Below are 13,742 nucleotides of genomic sequence, written 5' to 3'. Positions count from 1 at the left end.
CAGCCGGCCAAAAGCCGACCCTGGCGCCCCTCAGTCTGACTTGGGGGCGCTCAGTCTGACTTGGCGCCCCTCAGTCTGACTTGGGGGCGACGGCGCAGAGCACCGGGCACTTCGCATGCTGTAGCAGGGCGTGCGTCGTCGAGCCGAGCGGGCCGGCGAACTGGCTGCTCCCGCGTGAGCCGACCACGATGATCCGGGCCGTCTCGGAAGCATCGATAAGCGCTTTCGGTGCGGACTTCGCCGACACCACCGATGACGAAACTTCGATCGATGGCGCCGTCTGCTTCGCGATCTGAACGGCCTTCTCCAGCATTTCCGCCGGCTCGCCGTCCTCGCTGACAGCGTCGCTCTGATACGCACCGAGCCGGTCGACATGGATCAGGTTCAGCGAATTGCCGGTGAAGTCGGCAAGTTCGGCCGCTCGCTGTACCGCCAGGTCGCTCTCCGCCGAGCCGTCAACGCCAGCAACCACCGGTCCGCCATCGTGATCCGCGCCGCGCACCAACAGCACCGGAGCATGGGAGCCGGTCACCAGGCGAAGGCTCGTCGATCCGAGCAGTAGCCCGAGAAATCCGCCGAGCCCACGATCCGCCACCACCACCAGGTTTGCGTCCCGGCTGGCTTCGGCCAGCTTGTCCCCCGCACGACCGACGACGAGCCGGGTGGAGATCTTGATCTCCGGCGCAGTCTTCCGGGCCTCGGCTTCGGCTTCTTCCAGCACTCGTTCGGCGGCCCGCTGCAGTCCGCTGTCCTTGATCCCGGACACCGGCCCGAGGTCGATATTGTAGAGCGGCCATACCCAGGCGTGGACGATGACCAAGGTGCGCTTCATCACCGCGGCGCCCCTGGCGGCCCAGGCAACTGCTCGCAGAGCTTCGTCGGAACCATCCGTGCCGACAACTACCGCGTCGACCGAGACCTCGCCCACGTGCGTTTCATCGGCTGAACTCGCCATGTGACTACATCCTCTCGTTAATGACCTTTGCCCCAAGTCTAGGGCTCGGGCCCTAAACCGACAGCAGGTCGACCGGGGAAAAGGTGGCCCGGGCGATCTGGAACGATTCGCCATAGCCGACGCTGGACTGGCTGCCGCGGAACAGCGCGAGCGCGCGTAACGCTTCCGCCGATCTGGGGCCGGGAAAGGGACTGATCTGGCTTTCGAACTGCTCGAATGCCGCGATCTTCTGGTCGATAGTCTCGGTGATATCGACAGTCCAGCTGGGCACGAAATTCGGCTCCGCTCCGGGAGCATTCCAGAAAGTCTCCGAGATGGTCTCGTAGAGAGCCACCAGAGCTATGTTCTTACCTGCACGCACCGGGCGGCTCGCCACCATGCCGGCGTCGAAGGCAATCTTATGATCGACGTGCCTGTCCGGGAATGGCAGGAATACCATTGTCGGGCGGACACTGTCGACGACGTCCTGCACCCCGCGGTTGATTGCCGCGGTTGACTGCTGGGGAAGGTCGACTGCCGGGAAATCCAGGAACACCGAATCATGGACGCCAAGGACCCCGTGCGCCCGGAGCGCCTCGGCCTCAACCTTCTCCTTCGTTCCCGCGGGATACAGCGGTGGCAGGTCCGCGGCAATCGTCACAACTGTCACCTCGGCGCCGTGGCCGGCGAGCATGGCTATTGTTCCGCCTGCACCGAGGCACTCATCGTCGGAATGCGGCGCGACCACGACAACGCGCTGCTTGTGGGGTGCATCTAGCGGGACCACGGCAACTCCTGAACTGGGAGAGTCCGCCATCGATGTTTCGCCGTCAGGCAGCGATCCCGCGGCGGAGACCTGTTGATGGCTAAACTATCCGACTTCTCTTCCGTTTGTCGCCGTTACGGCTGTGTTTGCAGAAAGTCAGAAACGGTCCGCTCAGCGTCCTCCACGACGTTTGCCTTTTTTGGCCGGCTTGCCTGCCGAACCGCCGGGACGCGGCCGGTAGCGCTGCGGAACCGAGGAAGCCTGCTGCCCTGCCCCGGACCTTTTCCGCTGCTGCGGCTTTTTCGGCGGCGGTTTCCGGGCCTCCGCAGCGACGGCATCGGCCGGAGCCGGGCGTTGCGTTCGCGAGCTTCGTTCCGTACGCCCGCGAACAATCCCGTAGAACTCTTCCATGTCCGCGTTCTCGCTGTCGGTGATCCAGGCGAGGGCGATCTCGGTTTCGGGGACCCCGCTCACAGGGCGCGTCACGACGTCCTTCCGGTTGTACAGCCGCGCGATGGACTGCGGAACGATGACAATTCCTGCGCCGGCTGCCACCAATTCGATAGCCTCCTTTGCCGAAGGCAACTGCGGAACCGGGATACGTGTCCCCAAGCGGATCTCCGACGCGATGTCGCGCCACTCGGGCACCTCATCCGGCTGCTGAAGCAAATGCTCATCCGCGAGTTCCTCGACCGCAACGTTCTCTGCGGCGGTGATCAGATGGCCCTTCGGCGCAACCACGAACGGCTGCTCCCGGTACAGCGGAACGACACTCAACCCATCGCGTTGAACCGGCAGCCGGACGAAGCTCAGCTGCGCACGTCCTTCGTGCAGAACCACAGTCTGCTGATCCTGAACTGTCGCAATCGTGTTGATCGGCGAGTCTGGCCGACGTTCATTCCACCGGCGCAACCATTTGGTCGGCGTCACGCCGGGAACGAATGCCACGGTCAGCGGCGTGGTAGCGGACGGACTGTCACCTTGCTCGTTCACTGACACTCCTCCTCCACGCGACATTCGAATGCCGCAACAGCCGTTTTAGGCTACTACATCAGACGGTTCACGAACTCCGATGTAGCAACAGATCGAATCGTTTGGGAGCGGCGAACGCAACAGATACGCTTCGGGTATGACCTCGGAGCCCACGCCACAAACCATGAAGCCCGCCACAGCGGCGAAGAAACTCGGAATCTACCTTCCGGCCGCGCCGGAGGAGTTTCAAAATAACCCGGTGTCGCGCTCCGAACTCAATGAGCTGATCGCGAATCCGCCGGAATGGCTGGTTGAACTTCGGCTGAACGGCCCGCATCCTCGCCCCGAAGTCGCACGGAAACTCGGTGTGTCGATTTCCGGCCTCGCCCGCGGCGGGATAGCCGATGCATTGACAACGGATGAGATCAAGCAGTTGCTGGAAGAGCGTCCGCAGTGGCTGACCGCGGAACGTTCCACTCAGGCTGCCGTCCGGCAGGAGCAGAAACGAATCAAGGAGCGCGACGCGAAGAAGCACCGGGCCGAAGCAGACGACTGAACCGCACCGTGACTAGCCGCTGACCACGCTGATGTCTGATCCAACCGCGGCACCGCACCGCGTTTCCGATTCGAACCCCGCTGCCACGTTGGCCCGGCCTGGTCTACTCATCGTCGGCATCCTGCTTGTCGCAGCGAACTTGCGCGCCGGCCTCACCGTGGTCGGTCCGCTCTTGGGGGAGGTCCGCGCAGACCTCGGGCTTACATCGGTCGCCGGATCGGCTCTGATAAGTCTGCCGGTGCTGTGTTTCGCCGTCTTCTCGCCGTTCGCACCGCCGCTCGCGAAGCGGCTGGGCATGGAGCGCACCCTTGGTCTGTCGCTGGCCGTCCTCGCTGTCGGTATCGTCCTTCGATCCGTCCCATGGCTTCCAGCATTGTGGATCGGCACCGTGCTCTTGGGCATCGCCATCGCGACCGCGAATGTCATCCTGCCAGCGCTGCTGAAGCGTGACTTTCCGGGCAACGCGAGCAGGCTGACCGGCGTCTACTCGGCGATGCAGTCCGCGATGGCTGCCGCTGCGTCCGGTCTGGCTGTCCCACTTGCGGGCCTGACGCCGAGTGGTTGGCGACTCGCGTTCGGCCTCTGGGCTGGGGCCGCGCTGATCGCGCTCGCGGTTTTCTCGCCGCAGTTACGGCGGAGGACCGTTCCTGCGATCCACGACCACGCCCCGCTCTCGCAGCCTGCCCGGTTCCAATCGCCGTGGCGGCACGCCCTGGGGTGGCAGGTCAGTATCTTCATGGGCACCCAATCAACGCTCTTCTACGTGGTGTTGACCTGGTGGCCATCGATTGAGGAATCGAACGGCGTGCTTCCAGCAGTCGCGGGATTCCACCAGGGGCTCTTTCAGCTCTGCGGCATTGCCGGAAGCCTGATAACCGCCGCTCTCCTGCATCGTTGGCATCGGGATCAGCGAGGAACCTTGCTGCTCTTCGCCCCGCTGCCGGCGGCGGCAATCCTCGGCCAGCTCTTTCTACCCGAGCTCGCTATTCTGTGGAACGCGCTGCTAGGGCTGAGCGCCGGAGCCACTCTTGTGCTTGCTCTTGCCTTATTTAGTCTTCGTACCGGGCATCACGCTCAGGCCGCCGCGCTCTCCGGGATGGCCCAATCGGTTGGCTATCTGCTCGCGGCGGCAGGACCGATCCTGCTCGGCGCTCTGCACGATGCCACCGGAAGCTGGACCTGGCCGCTCATCACTCTGCTTGCCCTGCAGGTCGTTCAGTTCATTTCCGGCTACCTGTCCGCCCGGAACAGAACGCTGCCCTGACCAGTGCCTCAGGCCGGCTGTGCACCAGGACGCCGCCGCGGCGGAAGCAGCGCCAACGGGAGCGTCAGCAGCGAGAACCCTGCGGACACGAGCAAAGCGACAGGGAACGAAAACCCTGCCGCGAGCGCGCCGACCACGACCGCCCCCAGACCGGTGCCGGCATCGAAGCCCGTGTTCCACGCGGCGCTGGCCAGCCCGTAGTCCCGCCGGCGCACCGAGTGGAACGCCTGCACGAGCGTCAGGTTCTGCAACCCGCCGTAGCTCACCCCGACTGCCGCAAGGCCGATCAGCAACGGGACGACCTGGGTCGATGAGGAGTCCCTGACGGCCCAGCTGACGACGGCGAGTCCGATCACTGTAAGGATCACCAACGGCCAGAGGAACACCCTTGTCCCATAGCGATCGGCGAGGGTGCCGAACCGCCACCGGGACAGCGCCGTCGTCGCGGTGAGCAGGAACAAGCCGAGCACCGTTGCCGTCGGATCGGCACTCATCTGCGGGGTGAAGGTCATCAGGGCACCGCCGGCCACTGTCACTCCGAGCAGCAGGATTACCGGACGCAACAAGCCGACCAGCACTGCCCGCCGTCCACCATAGGGCGCTTCCTCGGCCGCGGAATGCTGCTCCGGTACACGGTCGCGCAGCCGCCGGGCGAGTATCGCGGCCGAAACCACCCCGAGCAGTGGGCAGGCCCCGAGCGCGAAGGCGAGCCCGTACCCCAGGTGCTCGGCTATCCACGGTGAGAAGGGCAGCAGCACGAGCTGGGGCGCAGCGATGGCCAGCCCATAGGCGCCGATTGCTTCGCCGCGTCGCTTAGGTTCAACGAGTTCCGCCACGGCCGCGCTGCCAGCAACAGTGAGAACGCCGAAGCCGAGGCCCCGCACAGCCGAGAGCCCCAGCAGCACCCCGAGGTCATTGGAGAGCAGATGCAGCGGCGAGGGCAGCCCCAACAGGACGAGCCCGGATATTAGGGTCGGGCCCCAGCCGAATCGTCGCAGCGCCACCGGAACGAACGCCTGCGCAAGCACGGTGAACAGCATGAGCACGCCATTGACCAGCCCGGCGCCAGCGCTACCTGATCCCCCGGCCACTGCCCAGAGCGGTGCCACCGTCAATAGAACTGCGTACCCGGAAAACCCGACAGAGGTCACCACGAGCAGCGGCAGGATTCCATGCAGACGCCAGATCGGCGTTCGCCCACTACTCGTCAACATAACCTCCGAAGATATTGCCCCGGTCTGCCATGGGCAGCGGAGAGCGCAGATCCCTAAGATGATGGCGACGGCCAGAGCACGGGCACTCCGTCACCGTAGCGTGGGCGTCTATCCGGGCGGAATCCAGCCCCGGTATCTCCTGCTACTCCACTGATCCGATCAGGAGATCACGACAGTGCCGCGCCCGATGACTGCTGGGGGTGCGTCGCGGCCTGCATTCGCGGAAACTCCTCGAGGACATCGGCGTGCTTCACGGAACGGACGAACACGCCGCTTCCGTCAATCGGCACCATGGTGAGCGTGACCACGCCTCCCTCGGCGGCGAAACCGAGATTCAGCGCCGTCAGGGTGCGGACCCCATTTGTATACGGTCCAGGAAATACCTGGACCAATCTGTCAGTGGGCAACGCGATGCCCTGCTTCGGCTTACGTCCGCCGCCGAACAGACGTACAGCCTGCGGATCACTGACCAACGTCGCGTACGAATTCCGCCTGACCTTACTTGCTGGCAGCCCCAAGACTGACGCTGCCGTGCGTAGCTGTTTATGCAAAGACGGCGTGACGACGATGTGTAGCAGGTACGACCGCGGAAAAGTGGCGCTGAGTGCGGCTGCACGGGCATCATTGCGTTCCTTGAACCAGCTGAAGGTCACCAGGGAAATCACCGCCGTCATGCCACCTCCGAAAACGAAGGAAGTAACAAGGAGCAGAACGAGGAAGCGGTCACTGGCCATGCCCAAGAGCCAGATCCAGAGGACGACGATGACAGCTGCGATTGGCAGGCTGCCGTAGAGGATGAACTGGGCCACCCGGCTGGGCGCCGTCTTCGGTGTGGCACGAGTCGTCATGTCTTCGCTACCGTCCTTCACGGCGGACCCGCTCGATCCGACTGCTTCCGCCAAGATTAACAGCTGACCTGCCGGCACCGTCTCTGGCAAAGATGCATGATAGGACGGAGTGATGATCGCTCGTCTGCCGCTGTCGGAACAGCTCGTTGAGTTCCGGCGTGTACTGTCCCAGAACGAAACGTTGATCGAGGTGTTGAGTCGAGTCGAATCGATGCGACTACCGAATTGGTACCTCACCGCGGGGTGCCTGTTTCAGACAGTGTGGAACGTGCAAACCGGCAGGGAGCCATCCGCGGGAATCATCGACTACGACGTGTTCTACTTCGACGACCGGGATCTCTCCTGGGATGCTGAGAACCTGGCGATAGAGGCCGCGACGAAAGTCTTCGAGGGTATGGACGCCGAGGTCGAGATCCGGAATGAGGCGAGGGTTCACCTGTGGTACGAGGAAAAATTTGGAGTCCCGCTCGCGCCCTTAGAATCGACAGAGGCCGCGATCGACAACTTCGCCTCCACAACCTGTTGCCTGGGAATCAGAGGCGTTGAAGGCCAACCTTGGCGGATTTATGCGCCACACGGCCTGTCAGACGTTTTCAATCTCGTCATTCGACCCAATCCAGTCCTGGCCCCACATGCCGTTTACCAGGCAAAGACTGCTCGGTGGAAACAGCAGTGGCCCGAACTGGAAGTAATGCCGTGGCCATGCCCCGACGCTCGCTAGTATTGCGGCAGTAGCCGAAGAGCCGATTCGAGGCCGCTCAACCCGGAAACCAGTTGATGGTACTGGGCGGTGAGCAAGTACGTGCCCGCCATGGCCAACGAGGAGACAGACGTGAGCATTGAGTTCTTCCTGACCACGCTCGTGATCGTGGCGACACCAGGCACCGGCGTGCTGTACACCCTAGCCGCAGCGATCTCGCGCGGAACCCGGGCGGGCATCGTCGCCGCCTTCGGCTGCACGCTGGGCACCCTGCCGCACATGATCGCCGCGATCACAGGCCTCGCGGCGCTGATGCACACCAGCGCGGTCGCCTTTCAGACAGTGAAGTATGCGGGAGTTGCCTACCTGCTCTACATGGCGTGGCGGACGCTTCGGGACAAGAGTTCATTCGCCGTCGACGAACAGGTAGCGCCAAAGACCGCGCTGAAAGTCATCGGCTCCGGTGTGCTGATTAATCTGCTCAACCCGAAACTCACGATCTTCTTCTTCGCATTCCTGCCTCAGTTCGTGACGCCCGGAGCGCCGGATGCCGTGTGGCGGATGCTCGAACTCAGTAGCATCTTCATGCTGCTCACCTTCGTGGTATTCGTGGTCTACGGCATCTTCGCCGCGGCAGTAAGGAACCAAGTGATTTCGCGGCCCGGCGTCGTGACGTGGATGCGTCGCGGTTTCGCCGGCTCATACGCACTACTCGCCGGACGACTCGCCATCCAGGACCGCTGAACAGCCGCTCGGCTGGCTATCCCGTTCGGCTGGCTATAGATACGGCCGGGTGATGAGCTCAATCGCATGACCGGCCGGGTCCTTGAAGTAGACACCGCGGCCACCGTGCTCGTTGTTGATCTGATTGGAGTGCTTCATCTGCGGATCGGCCCAATGCTCGATGCCCCACTCCGTGAGCCGCGCGTAGGCCCGATCAAACAGCTCATCGTCGAGGAGGAAGGCGTAGTGCTGCATCTGGATCTCCACGGGTGGTTCCGCGAACTGCAGCAAAACGCCCTGATCGAGCTGGATATTGCTGAAAATGCCCCACGAAGGTGCCGCTGGCACCTCAAGCAGATCCCGGAAGAACTTCGCCGATTTGTCTCTGTCCTTCGCGGCGATGATGGTGTGATTGAACGTGACGGAAATAGTCTTCTCCTTATGTCGGGTTGTGTGCAGCGGCGGGCTAGCCACCTGACCTCAGTCTCTCGGTTGCACCTGGGACTGGCAATGGCTACCGACGGGGCCAGGCACTCTGCGGCCTCCGGCTGCTACTCGCGGCTGACGACGAACCGGTGTGCCGCCTCGAGGGCTTCCCGCCAACCGGCAGGGTCGCCATCCTGCGGTTGAGGAAGACTCACCCACTCCCGCATCGTTCGCTTGCCCATCGTGACCGGGGCTGCGTCACCGGCCTCGATGAGCCTTTGCACGTCTCGCTCTGAAAGTTTCACCACCAGTCGGCCGGTATTGCTCACGAAAGCGAAAAACTTGTCGTCGGCCTTGAGGCCCTGCCCATTGAACATTCGGCCGCTGCTCACTCCGAGCTCGGCCGGAAACGTGGCGGCGAGGGCGTGCAGCAGGGCGTTGCCGGCAACGCGCGCTTCGGGTGATCCCGTCACTTCACGCCTCCTCCGCTGGGAAACTCATCACTGCCAACTCTCTCCAGTTGGCAAATGGCTAGCCATGGCCTGGAGCCTGAAGGTTGGTGGCCGCCCAGGTCGCGAGACGGTCAAGAATAGGTTGGATTGCTTGTCCCTGTTGCGATAGCGCATAAGTGATGTGGCTCGGGCGGACGCCGGTTTCGGTCCGTTCGACGAGACCTGCGGCGATGAGGTCTACGAGGCGATCAGACAAGACGGAGTCCGTGATCGATCCCACGGAGCGACGCAGGTCCGAGAACTTAATCGGCCCCTGGCTAAGGGCAGCAAGGATGATGCCATTCCACTTCTTGCCGAGGACATCGAACGCGGCTATGAGACCAGACTCGCGCGTGGAACTCGCCGAATGCGTCAGATTTCCCATGCGTACAGTAGGGCATTTTTTCGACCAATCTGCAAGTGAAATCCGAGTACTTTGATTCAGCAAGTACTAGTGGTTTACTAGTGAATTGCCCAGATGGTGGCTCTGATTTCAGTCGGTTCCACGATCGGGTGCCTGACCCACGAGTTCAGTCATTGAAGGAGACCCGGTGCTCAACGAGGCCACTGCGACGCAGGACAACCACGCTGCCGCACGCGACGATGCCATTGCTGAAGAGCAGGTATATCTCGACACCGCGCATGAGCGTCGCTCTGAAATTCTCCAGTCTTTGGATACAGAGTTGTCGGCTCCGGCGCAGGATGCGGTCGAGCAGGCTCGCCACAGAGGCTTGGCCCGGCAGCGGACCGAGTTTCAGCGCGCGGAGAGCGGCCTGATCTTCGGACGCCTTGACTCTCTGGACGGGATTACTCGCCGTATCGGGCGGATCGGCATCTCCGGAGCCACCGACGATGACGATCCTCTGGTTGTCGACTGGCGCGCACATGCCGCTCGCCCCTTCTACATGGCCACACCAGTTGAACCTCTGGGACAGGCGCGCCGCAGGCACATTCGCATCGAAGGCCGCACGGTCGCTGGCGTCGACGACGAACCGCTAGACGTGGCAAACGCGAGCGGGTTAGTCGGCGAAGGAGCGCTATTCGCTGCTCTCGGGGAGCGACGCACCGGCCAGATGGGCACTGCCGCCGCGACGCTGCAGCGGGAACAAGACGAGGTGGTCCGTGCCGACGTCAGAGGGCCACTTGTAGTCCAGGGCGGCCCTGGCACGGGCAAGACTGTGGTGGCTCTCCACCGCGCTGCGTACTTGCTCTTCGACAACCCACAACGCGCAACCCAAGGAGTCCTGACCCTTGGGCCATCGCGCCGCTTTTTGGACTACATCGCTCAAGTGCTCCCAGCTCTGGGTGAGACCGCGATCGTTGCAGCGATACCCGATGCTCTCGTTCCAGGGATCACCGTCACCGCCGAAGATCCGCGCGCAACAGCGGAAATCAAGGGCCGAGCGCTCTGGCAACAGGCCCTGACCCGTTACGTCGCGTCACTCACGCCCGAGAGCATGCCAGTTGATTTCGTCTGGCAGGGGGAACGATATGAGATTCCGTCTACCACCGTCGGTCGTCTCATAGCTGCCGCGATCTCTGGGCGCACCTACCACGGTGCGGGCATAGTGTTCGCCGACCAAATGCACGACCGACTCGCCCAGGCCATCGCCGATCGCAACGAAGACCTCTTCGCTCGAATCGATGATGGCCTCGAAGACGTCGTGCATATGCGCGTGGAATTCCCGGAGGTAGGCGGCGGTGAAGGCAGCGAGGCCGATGGAGTGCTCTCCGAAGAGGAACTCGACAGGCTACGCGAAAAGATCGCAGAGGACCCACAAGTTGCCTCAACCATCCGCACTGTGTGGCCCATCCTGGACCCTGAAGAGGAACTGCAGCGCTTCCTGGGTGACGACGCATCCCTACGCCAGTTCGCCCCGGAACTGAGCGACGCCGAGCGAGAAGCAGTCTCGGCCAGGAAGACCGGATGGGCGACTAGCGACATCCCGCTGCTCGACGCAATGTCTGATTTGCTCGGAGACACCGTCATTCACCCGGCAGTAGAAGAGTTCCTCTCCGAGCGGGCTGCGTCACGCCGGGACTGGATCTACGGACACGTCATTGTTGACGAAGCCCAGGAGCTGTCTGAAATGCAATGGCACATGGTGGCCCGCCGCAGCCCGCAACTGTCGATCACAGCAGTCGGGGATATCGACCAAGCCGAAACTCCGCACCAGCACACAACATGGGCCCAAGCCGTCAACGCGGTATTCGGCGAACGCTGGACTCAAGCCAAGCTGACCATCGGCTACCGCACCCCCGCGGAAGTCATGGCACTGACCGGGCCCGTCCTGCAAAGGGCTGGCAGCCTCAACGAACCACCGCATGCTGTCCGGTTGTCAGGAATTGACCCGTGGGAGCGCGACGTAGACGAAGCGGAGCTGGTGGTCGAGGCTACGCGGGCGTTCCAGGAACTGACCGAACGCTGGCCTGGTGGCACCGTAGGCATCATCGCTGCCGCTGGACGGATCCCTGCCCTAAGCGCAGCCATGGATGGCATTCCCGTGATCACCGCGACTCAGTCCAAGGGCCTGGAATGGGACGCCACTCTCGTGATCGATCCGGATGGCATCGCGGCCGAACCCCGCGGCCGGAACCGGCTCTACGTCGCACTCACCCGATCGACTCAAGAACTCGGCCGAATCAACATCCGATAGTAGGCCGCGGCACCATGAGCTTGATCCGATCGCTCGTGGCGCCGTGGCCAAGCTAGTGCCGAGGGTGGACAGGACAACAGGGACTCGCTCCTCATCAACGGGCGATTCTGCTGCGCTCCGACCACCTGGCGCTCAAGGATGCTTGGGTGTCCGCGGCGGGAGGGTGGGCACCGTCGTGACGAACGCCTTCTGCCCGGCGCAACTGTCGAGCACTCGCTCCATCGCCGATTTTTCAGGCTTGGTGACCCACAAACCATAGGCCGCCTTCACGCTGATCTGGCGCGCGACATACACACACCGGTATGCCTTGTTCGGCGGAAGCCAGGAGGCGGCATTCGAGGCCTGCTTCTGGCCATTCGTCGGGCCATCGACCGCCTGTAGATTCAGCGGATCGTTCGCCAGCACCCTCCGCCGCTCCGCGGACAGCTGCAGCGCCCCGGACTGCCAGGCATCCAGCAACGCCACGACATGATCGATCTGCACCGCCGTACTGGTGCGCTGGCCCCGGGTGAAGTCGATCGTCTTCGCCGTGTACGCGTCACTGAGAACGCCGGTCAGGATGACGCAATCGTGGGTGCCCGACTTGAACTTCTCGTTCTCCAAGTCCCGCTTCAGGATGTCGTTGCGGGTATCGCATCCGTTCCGATCGACATCGCTCCAGGCAGCGCCGAATTCTTCTCGGTCGTAACCCGCCTTCGGCGCCCGTCCCTTAACCGGCAGCGAACCGAGTACATCCTGCGCCGACCGCTTGTCGGTGGAGGCCGTTGGCGTCTGGCTCGACGCCCCAGCGGTCTGCGGCACGGGTTGAGCGACCCACCCTGCCGCGACATCACACCCCGCCGTGCCGAGTCCGAGTGCTGCGGTGAGGCTGAAGGCAAGGATCAGGCGACACCTGCGGACACTCCGCCGGAGTTGTTTCACGTTTCTGGCGGTGCTGGCAGACGGAGCGGGGGCGTTCATTAAGGCCTGTTCGAGGTAGGGCGCAGAAAAGGCAGCGCATGCTGTGGGAGATGCCGTCAACGCGGCACCAGGAAAGTCTTTCACGCCTGTAACTTGCCACCCTGTGCCAGCCCAGACCGTAGGCTCGAAGCATGAAGCGCAACCGCGGCCGGATCGTGCAAATCGACACACTTGAAGAGTTTGACCACCGGCTGAGGAGCGGTGCCCGCAGGCTGTCGGGCTGGCGGCTGATGGCGATTGACCTGTCTCAGCGCAGCCGGGAACTACGCGGGTCGGATGTCGGTGGCGCCCTGTTCCTCGGCTGCACCTTCGCCGACCACGACGAGGATTCGGTTCGGGCGCGTGGCGCAGTCGTCTTTCCTGAGGTGCCGAGCGTACCCGTCGACACCTACCGCACCACGCTCTACCGGCCGGACGAACTGTATGACCAGCGCGACTACGAAAAGACACTGGACGCCCGCACCTACGCCTGGTCGCAAAAGGACCACTCGATCGACGCCACCCTTGCCGCGGCACTGCACGATCATGCCGTCGATGGCGCGCTCGCGGCCTGGATCAGCGGTCGTCGCCTTGTCGGGATCATGGGTGGCCATGCCCTGACCCGAGACCAGCGAAAGTATGCGGATGCCGCCCAGCTCGGCTTCCTGCTCGGGGCACACCTCACTGTCGCCACAGGTGGCGGACCGGGTGCGATGGAGGCGGCGAACCTTGGCGGTTATCTCTCCGGGGGCGACGAGGATGACCTGCGGGACGCACTGTCGACGCTCGGCCGAGTGCCGGGGTTTCGCCCCGACATCGGCGCCTGGGCCGAGGCCGCGTTCGAGGTTCGTGAACGGCATCCGCAAGGCGCCGAGTCCCTGGGCATCCCGACCTGGCACTACGGCCATGAACCGCCGAACCTGTTCGCGTCGGCAATCGCCAAGTACTTCCACAACGCGCAGCGTGAGGCAATCCTGCTCGAGGTGTGCCAGGCCGGCATCGTGTTCCTCCCCGGAGCGGGTGGCACCGTGCAGGAGATCTTCCAGGACGCCTGTGAGAACTACTACGCGGACGAGAGCGCGGTCGCCCCGATGGTGCTCATCGGGACCGACTACTGGACCAATGAATACCCGGCGTGGCCACTGCTTAAGGCACTAGCGGCCGGCCGGCCGATGGAGGGTCACGTGCACCTGGTCGAATCCGTGCAGGATGCCGCAGAGCTAATAGCTGCCGGCGCCCAGTGACTGCCGAC

At 63.4% G+C, this 13,742-nt stretch carries 16 protein-coding genes; 6 read left to right on the top strand and 10 right to left on the bottom strand.

Going from position 1 to position 13,742, the window contains the following annotated elements; all coding sequences use genetic code 11:
• Positions 1-70: 70 nt before the first annotated feature.
• From LWF01_RS03195 to LWF01_RS03185, 3 genes are all read right to left on the bottom strand, one after another.
• Positions 71-955, bottom strand: a complete 885-nt coding sequence (locus LWF01_RS03195) for a universal stress protein (RefSeq protein WP_349639599.1) — start codon at positions 953-955, stop codon at positions 71-73.
• 52 nt (positions 956-1,007) lie between these two features.
• Complete coding sequence (locus LWF01_RS03190) at positions 1,008-1,721, bottom strand: PIG-L deacetylase family protein (protein ID WP_349639598.1); 714 nt, start codon at positions 1,719-1,721, stop codon at positions 1,008-1,010.
• Positions 1,722-1,871: 150 nt separating this feature from the next.
• Complete coding sequence (locus LWF01_RS03185; RefSeq protein WP_349639597.1) at positions 1,872-2,693, bottom strand: LysR family substrate-binding domain-containing protein; 822 nt, start codon at positions 2,691-2,693, stop codon at positions 1,872-1,874.
• A gap of 136 nt (positions 2,694-2,829) precedes the next feature.
• On the opposite strand from LWF01_RS03185, the gene LWF01_RS03180 reads away from it, so the two are divergent.
• Both LWF01_RS03180 and LWF01_RS03175 read left to right on the top strand, forming a co-directional pair.
• A complete protein-coding gene (locus tag LWF01_RS03180; protein ID WP_349639596.1) occupies positions 2,830-3,228 on the top strand; it encodes a DUF5997 family protein in 399 nt (132 codons plus the stop codon).
• 31 nt (positions 3,229-3,259) lie between these two features.
• The gene (locus LWF01_RS03175; protein WP_349639595.1) at positions 3,260-4,492 is read left to right on the top strand and encodes an MFS transporter; all 1,233 of its coding nucleotides are present in this window, start codon (positions 3,260-3,262) and stop codon (positions 4,490-4,492) included.
• Between the two features lie 8 nt (positions 4,493-4,500).
• Here LWF01_RS03175 and LWF01_RS03170 read toward each other — a convergent pair whose 3' ends face one another.
• Both LWF01_RS03170 and LWF01_RS03165 read right to left on the bottom strand, forming a co-directional pair.
• Positions 4,501-5,706 (bottom strand): MFS transporter, encoded by a 1,206-nt coding sequence (locus tag LWF01_RS03170; protein ID WP_349639594.1) that lies wholly within the window; start codon positions 5,704-5,706, stop codon positions 4,501-4,503.
• A 167-nt stretch (positions 5,707-5,873) separates the two neighbouring features.
• Complete coding sequence (locus LWF01_RS03165; protein ID WP_349639593.1) at positions 5,874-6,554, bottom strand: hypothetical protein; 681 nt, start codon at positions 6,552-6,554, stop codon at positions 5,874-5,876.
• Positions 6,555-6,666: 112 nt separating this feature from the next.
• On the opposite strand from LWF01_RS03165, the gene LWF01_RS03160 reads away from it, so the two are divergent.
• A complete protein-coding gene (locus tag LWF01_RS03160) occupies positions 6,667-7,275 on the top strand; it encodes a nucleotidyltransferase family protein (protein ID WP_349639592.1) in 609 nt (202 codons plus the stop codon).
• Here the strand turns inward: LWF01_RS03160 and LWF01_RS03155 are convergent.
• Positions 7,272-7,394: a hypothetical protein gene (locus tag LWF01_RS03155; protein ID WP_349639591.1), complete on the bottom strand. Its 123-nt coding sequence runs from the start codon at positions 7,392-7,394 to the stop codon at positions 7,272-7,274. The genes LWF01_RS03160 and LWF01_RS03155 overlap by 4 nt on opposite strands.
• On the opposite strand from LWF01_RS03155, the gene LWF01_RS03150 reads away from it, so the two are divergent.
• Positions 7,387-7,998 (top strand): LysE family translocator, encoded by a 612-nt coding sequence (locus tag LWF01_RS03150; protein ID WP_349639590.1) that lies wholly within the window; start codon positions 7,387-7,389, stop codon positions 7,996-7,998. The genes LWF01_RS03155 and LWF01_RS03150 overlap by 8 nt on opposite strands.
• Positions 7,999-8,031: 33 nt before the next feature.
• On the opposite strand, the gene LWF01_RS03145 is transcribed toward LWF01_RS03150, so the two are convergent.
• The 3 genes from LWF01_RS03145 to LWF01_RS03135 all read right to left on the bottom strand — a co-directional run bounded on the left by LWF01_RS03145 (position 8,032) and on the right by LWF01_RS03135 (position 9,279).
• Positions 8,032-8,451: a VOC family protein gene (locus LWF01_RS03145; RefSeq protein ID WP_349639589.1), complete on the bottom strand. Its 420-nt coding sequence runs from the start codon at positions 8,449-8,451 to the stop codon at positions 8,032-8,034.
• Between the two features lie 77 nt (positions 8,452-8,528).
• Positions 8,529-8,876, bottom strand: coding sequence for a TfoX/Sxy family protein (locus tag LWF01_RS03140; RefSeq protein WP_349639588.1), 348 nt, complete (start codon positions 8,874-8,876; stop codon positions 8,529-8,531).
• Between the two features lie 58 nt (positions 8,877-8,934).
• Positions 8,935-9,279 (bottom strand): winged helix-turn-helix transcriptional regulator, encoded by a 345-nt coding sequence (locus tag LWF01_RS03135; RefSeq protein ID WP_349639587.1) that lies wholly within the window; start codon positions 9,277-9,279, stop codon positions 8,935-8,937.
• A gap of 166 nt (positions 9,280-9,445) precedes the next feature.
• Here LWF01_RS03135 and LWF01_RS03130 point away from each other — a divergent pair, with 166 nt between their 5' ends.
• The gene (locus LWF01_RS03130; protein WP_349639586.1) at positions 9,446-11,551 is read left to right on the top strand and encodes a HelD family protein; all 2,106 of its coding nucleotides are present in this window, start codon (positions 9,446-9,448) and stop codon (positions 11,549-11,551) included.
• Positions 11,552-11,683: 132 nt separating this feature from the next.
• Here LWF01_RS03130 and LWF01_RS03125 read toward each other — a convergent pair whose 3' ends face one another.
• Entirely contained in the window at positions 11,684-12,511 is an 828-nt protein-coding gene (locus LWF01_RS03125; RefSeq protein ID WP_349639585.1) for an HNH endonuclease family protein, read from the bottom strand.
• Between the two features lie 131 nt (positions 12,512-12,642).
• On the opposite strand from LWF01_RS03125, the gene LWF01_RS03120 reads away from it, so the two are divergent.
• Positions 12,643-13,734 (top strand): LOG family protein, encoded by a 1,092-nt coding sequence (locus LWF01_RS03120; RefSeq protein WP_349639584.1) that lies wholly within the window; start codon positions 12,643-12,645, stop codon positions 13,732-13,734.
• Positions 13,735-13,742 lie beyond the last annotated feature (8 nt).

Origin of the sequence: Saxibacter everestensis, assembly GCF_025787225.1 — a bacterium.
Lineage (GTDB): Bacteria > Actinomycetota > Actinomycetes > Actinomycetales > Brevibacteriaceae > Saxibacter > Saxibacter everestensis.
The sequence above is the reverse complement of the archived record's forward strand: the minus strand, read 5'-3'. Positions and strand labels throughout refer to the sequence as shown.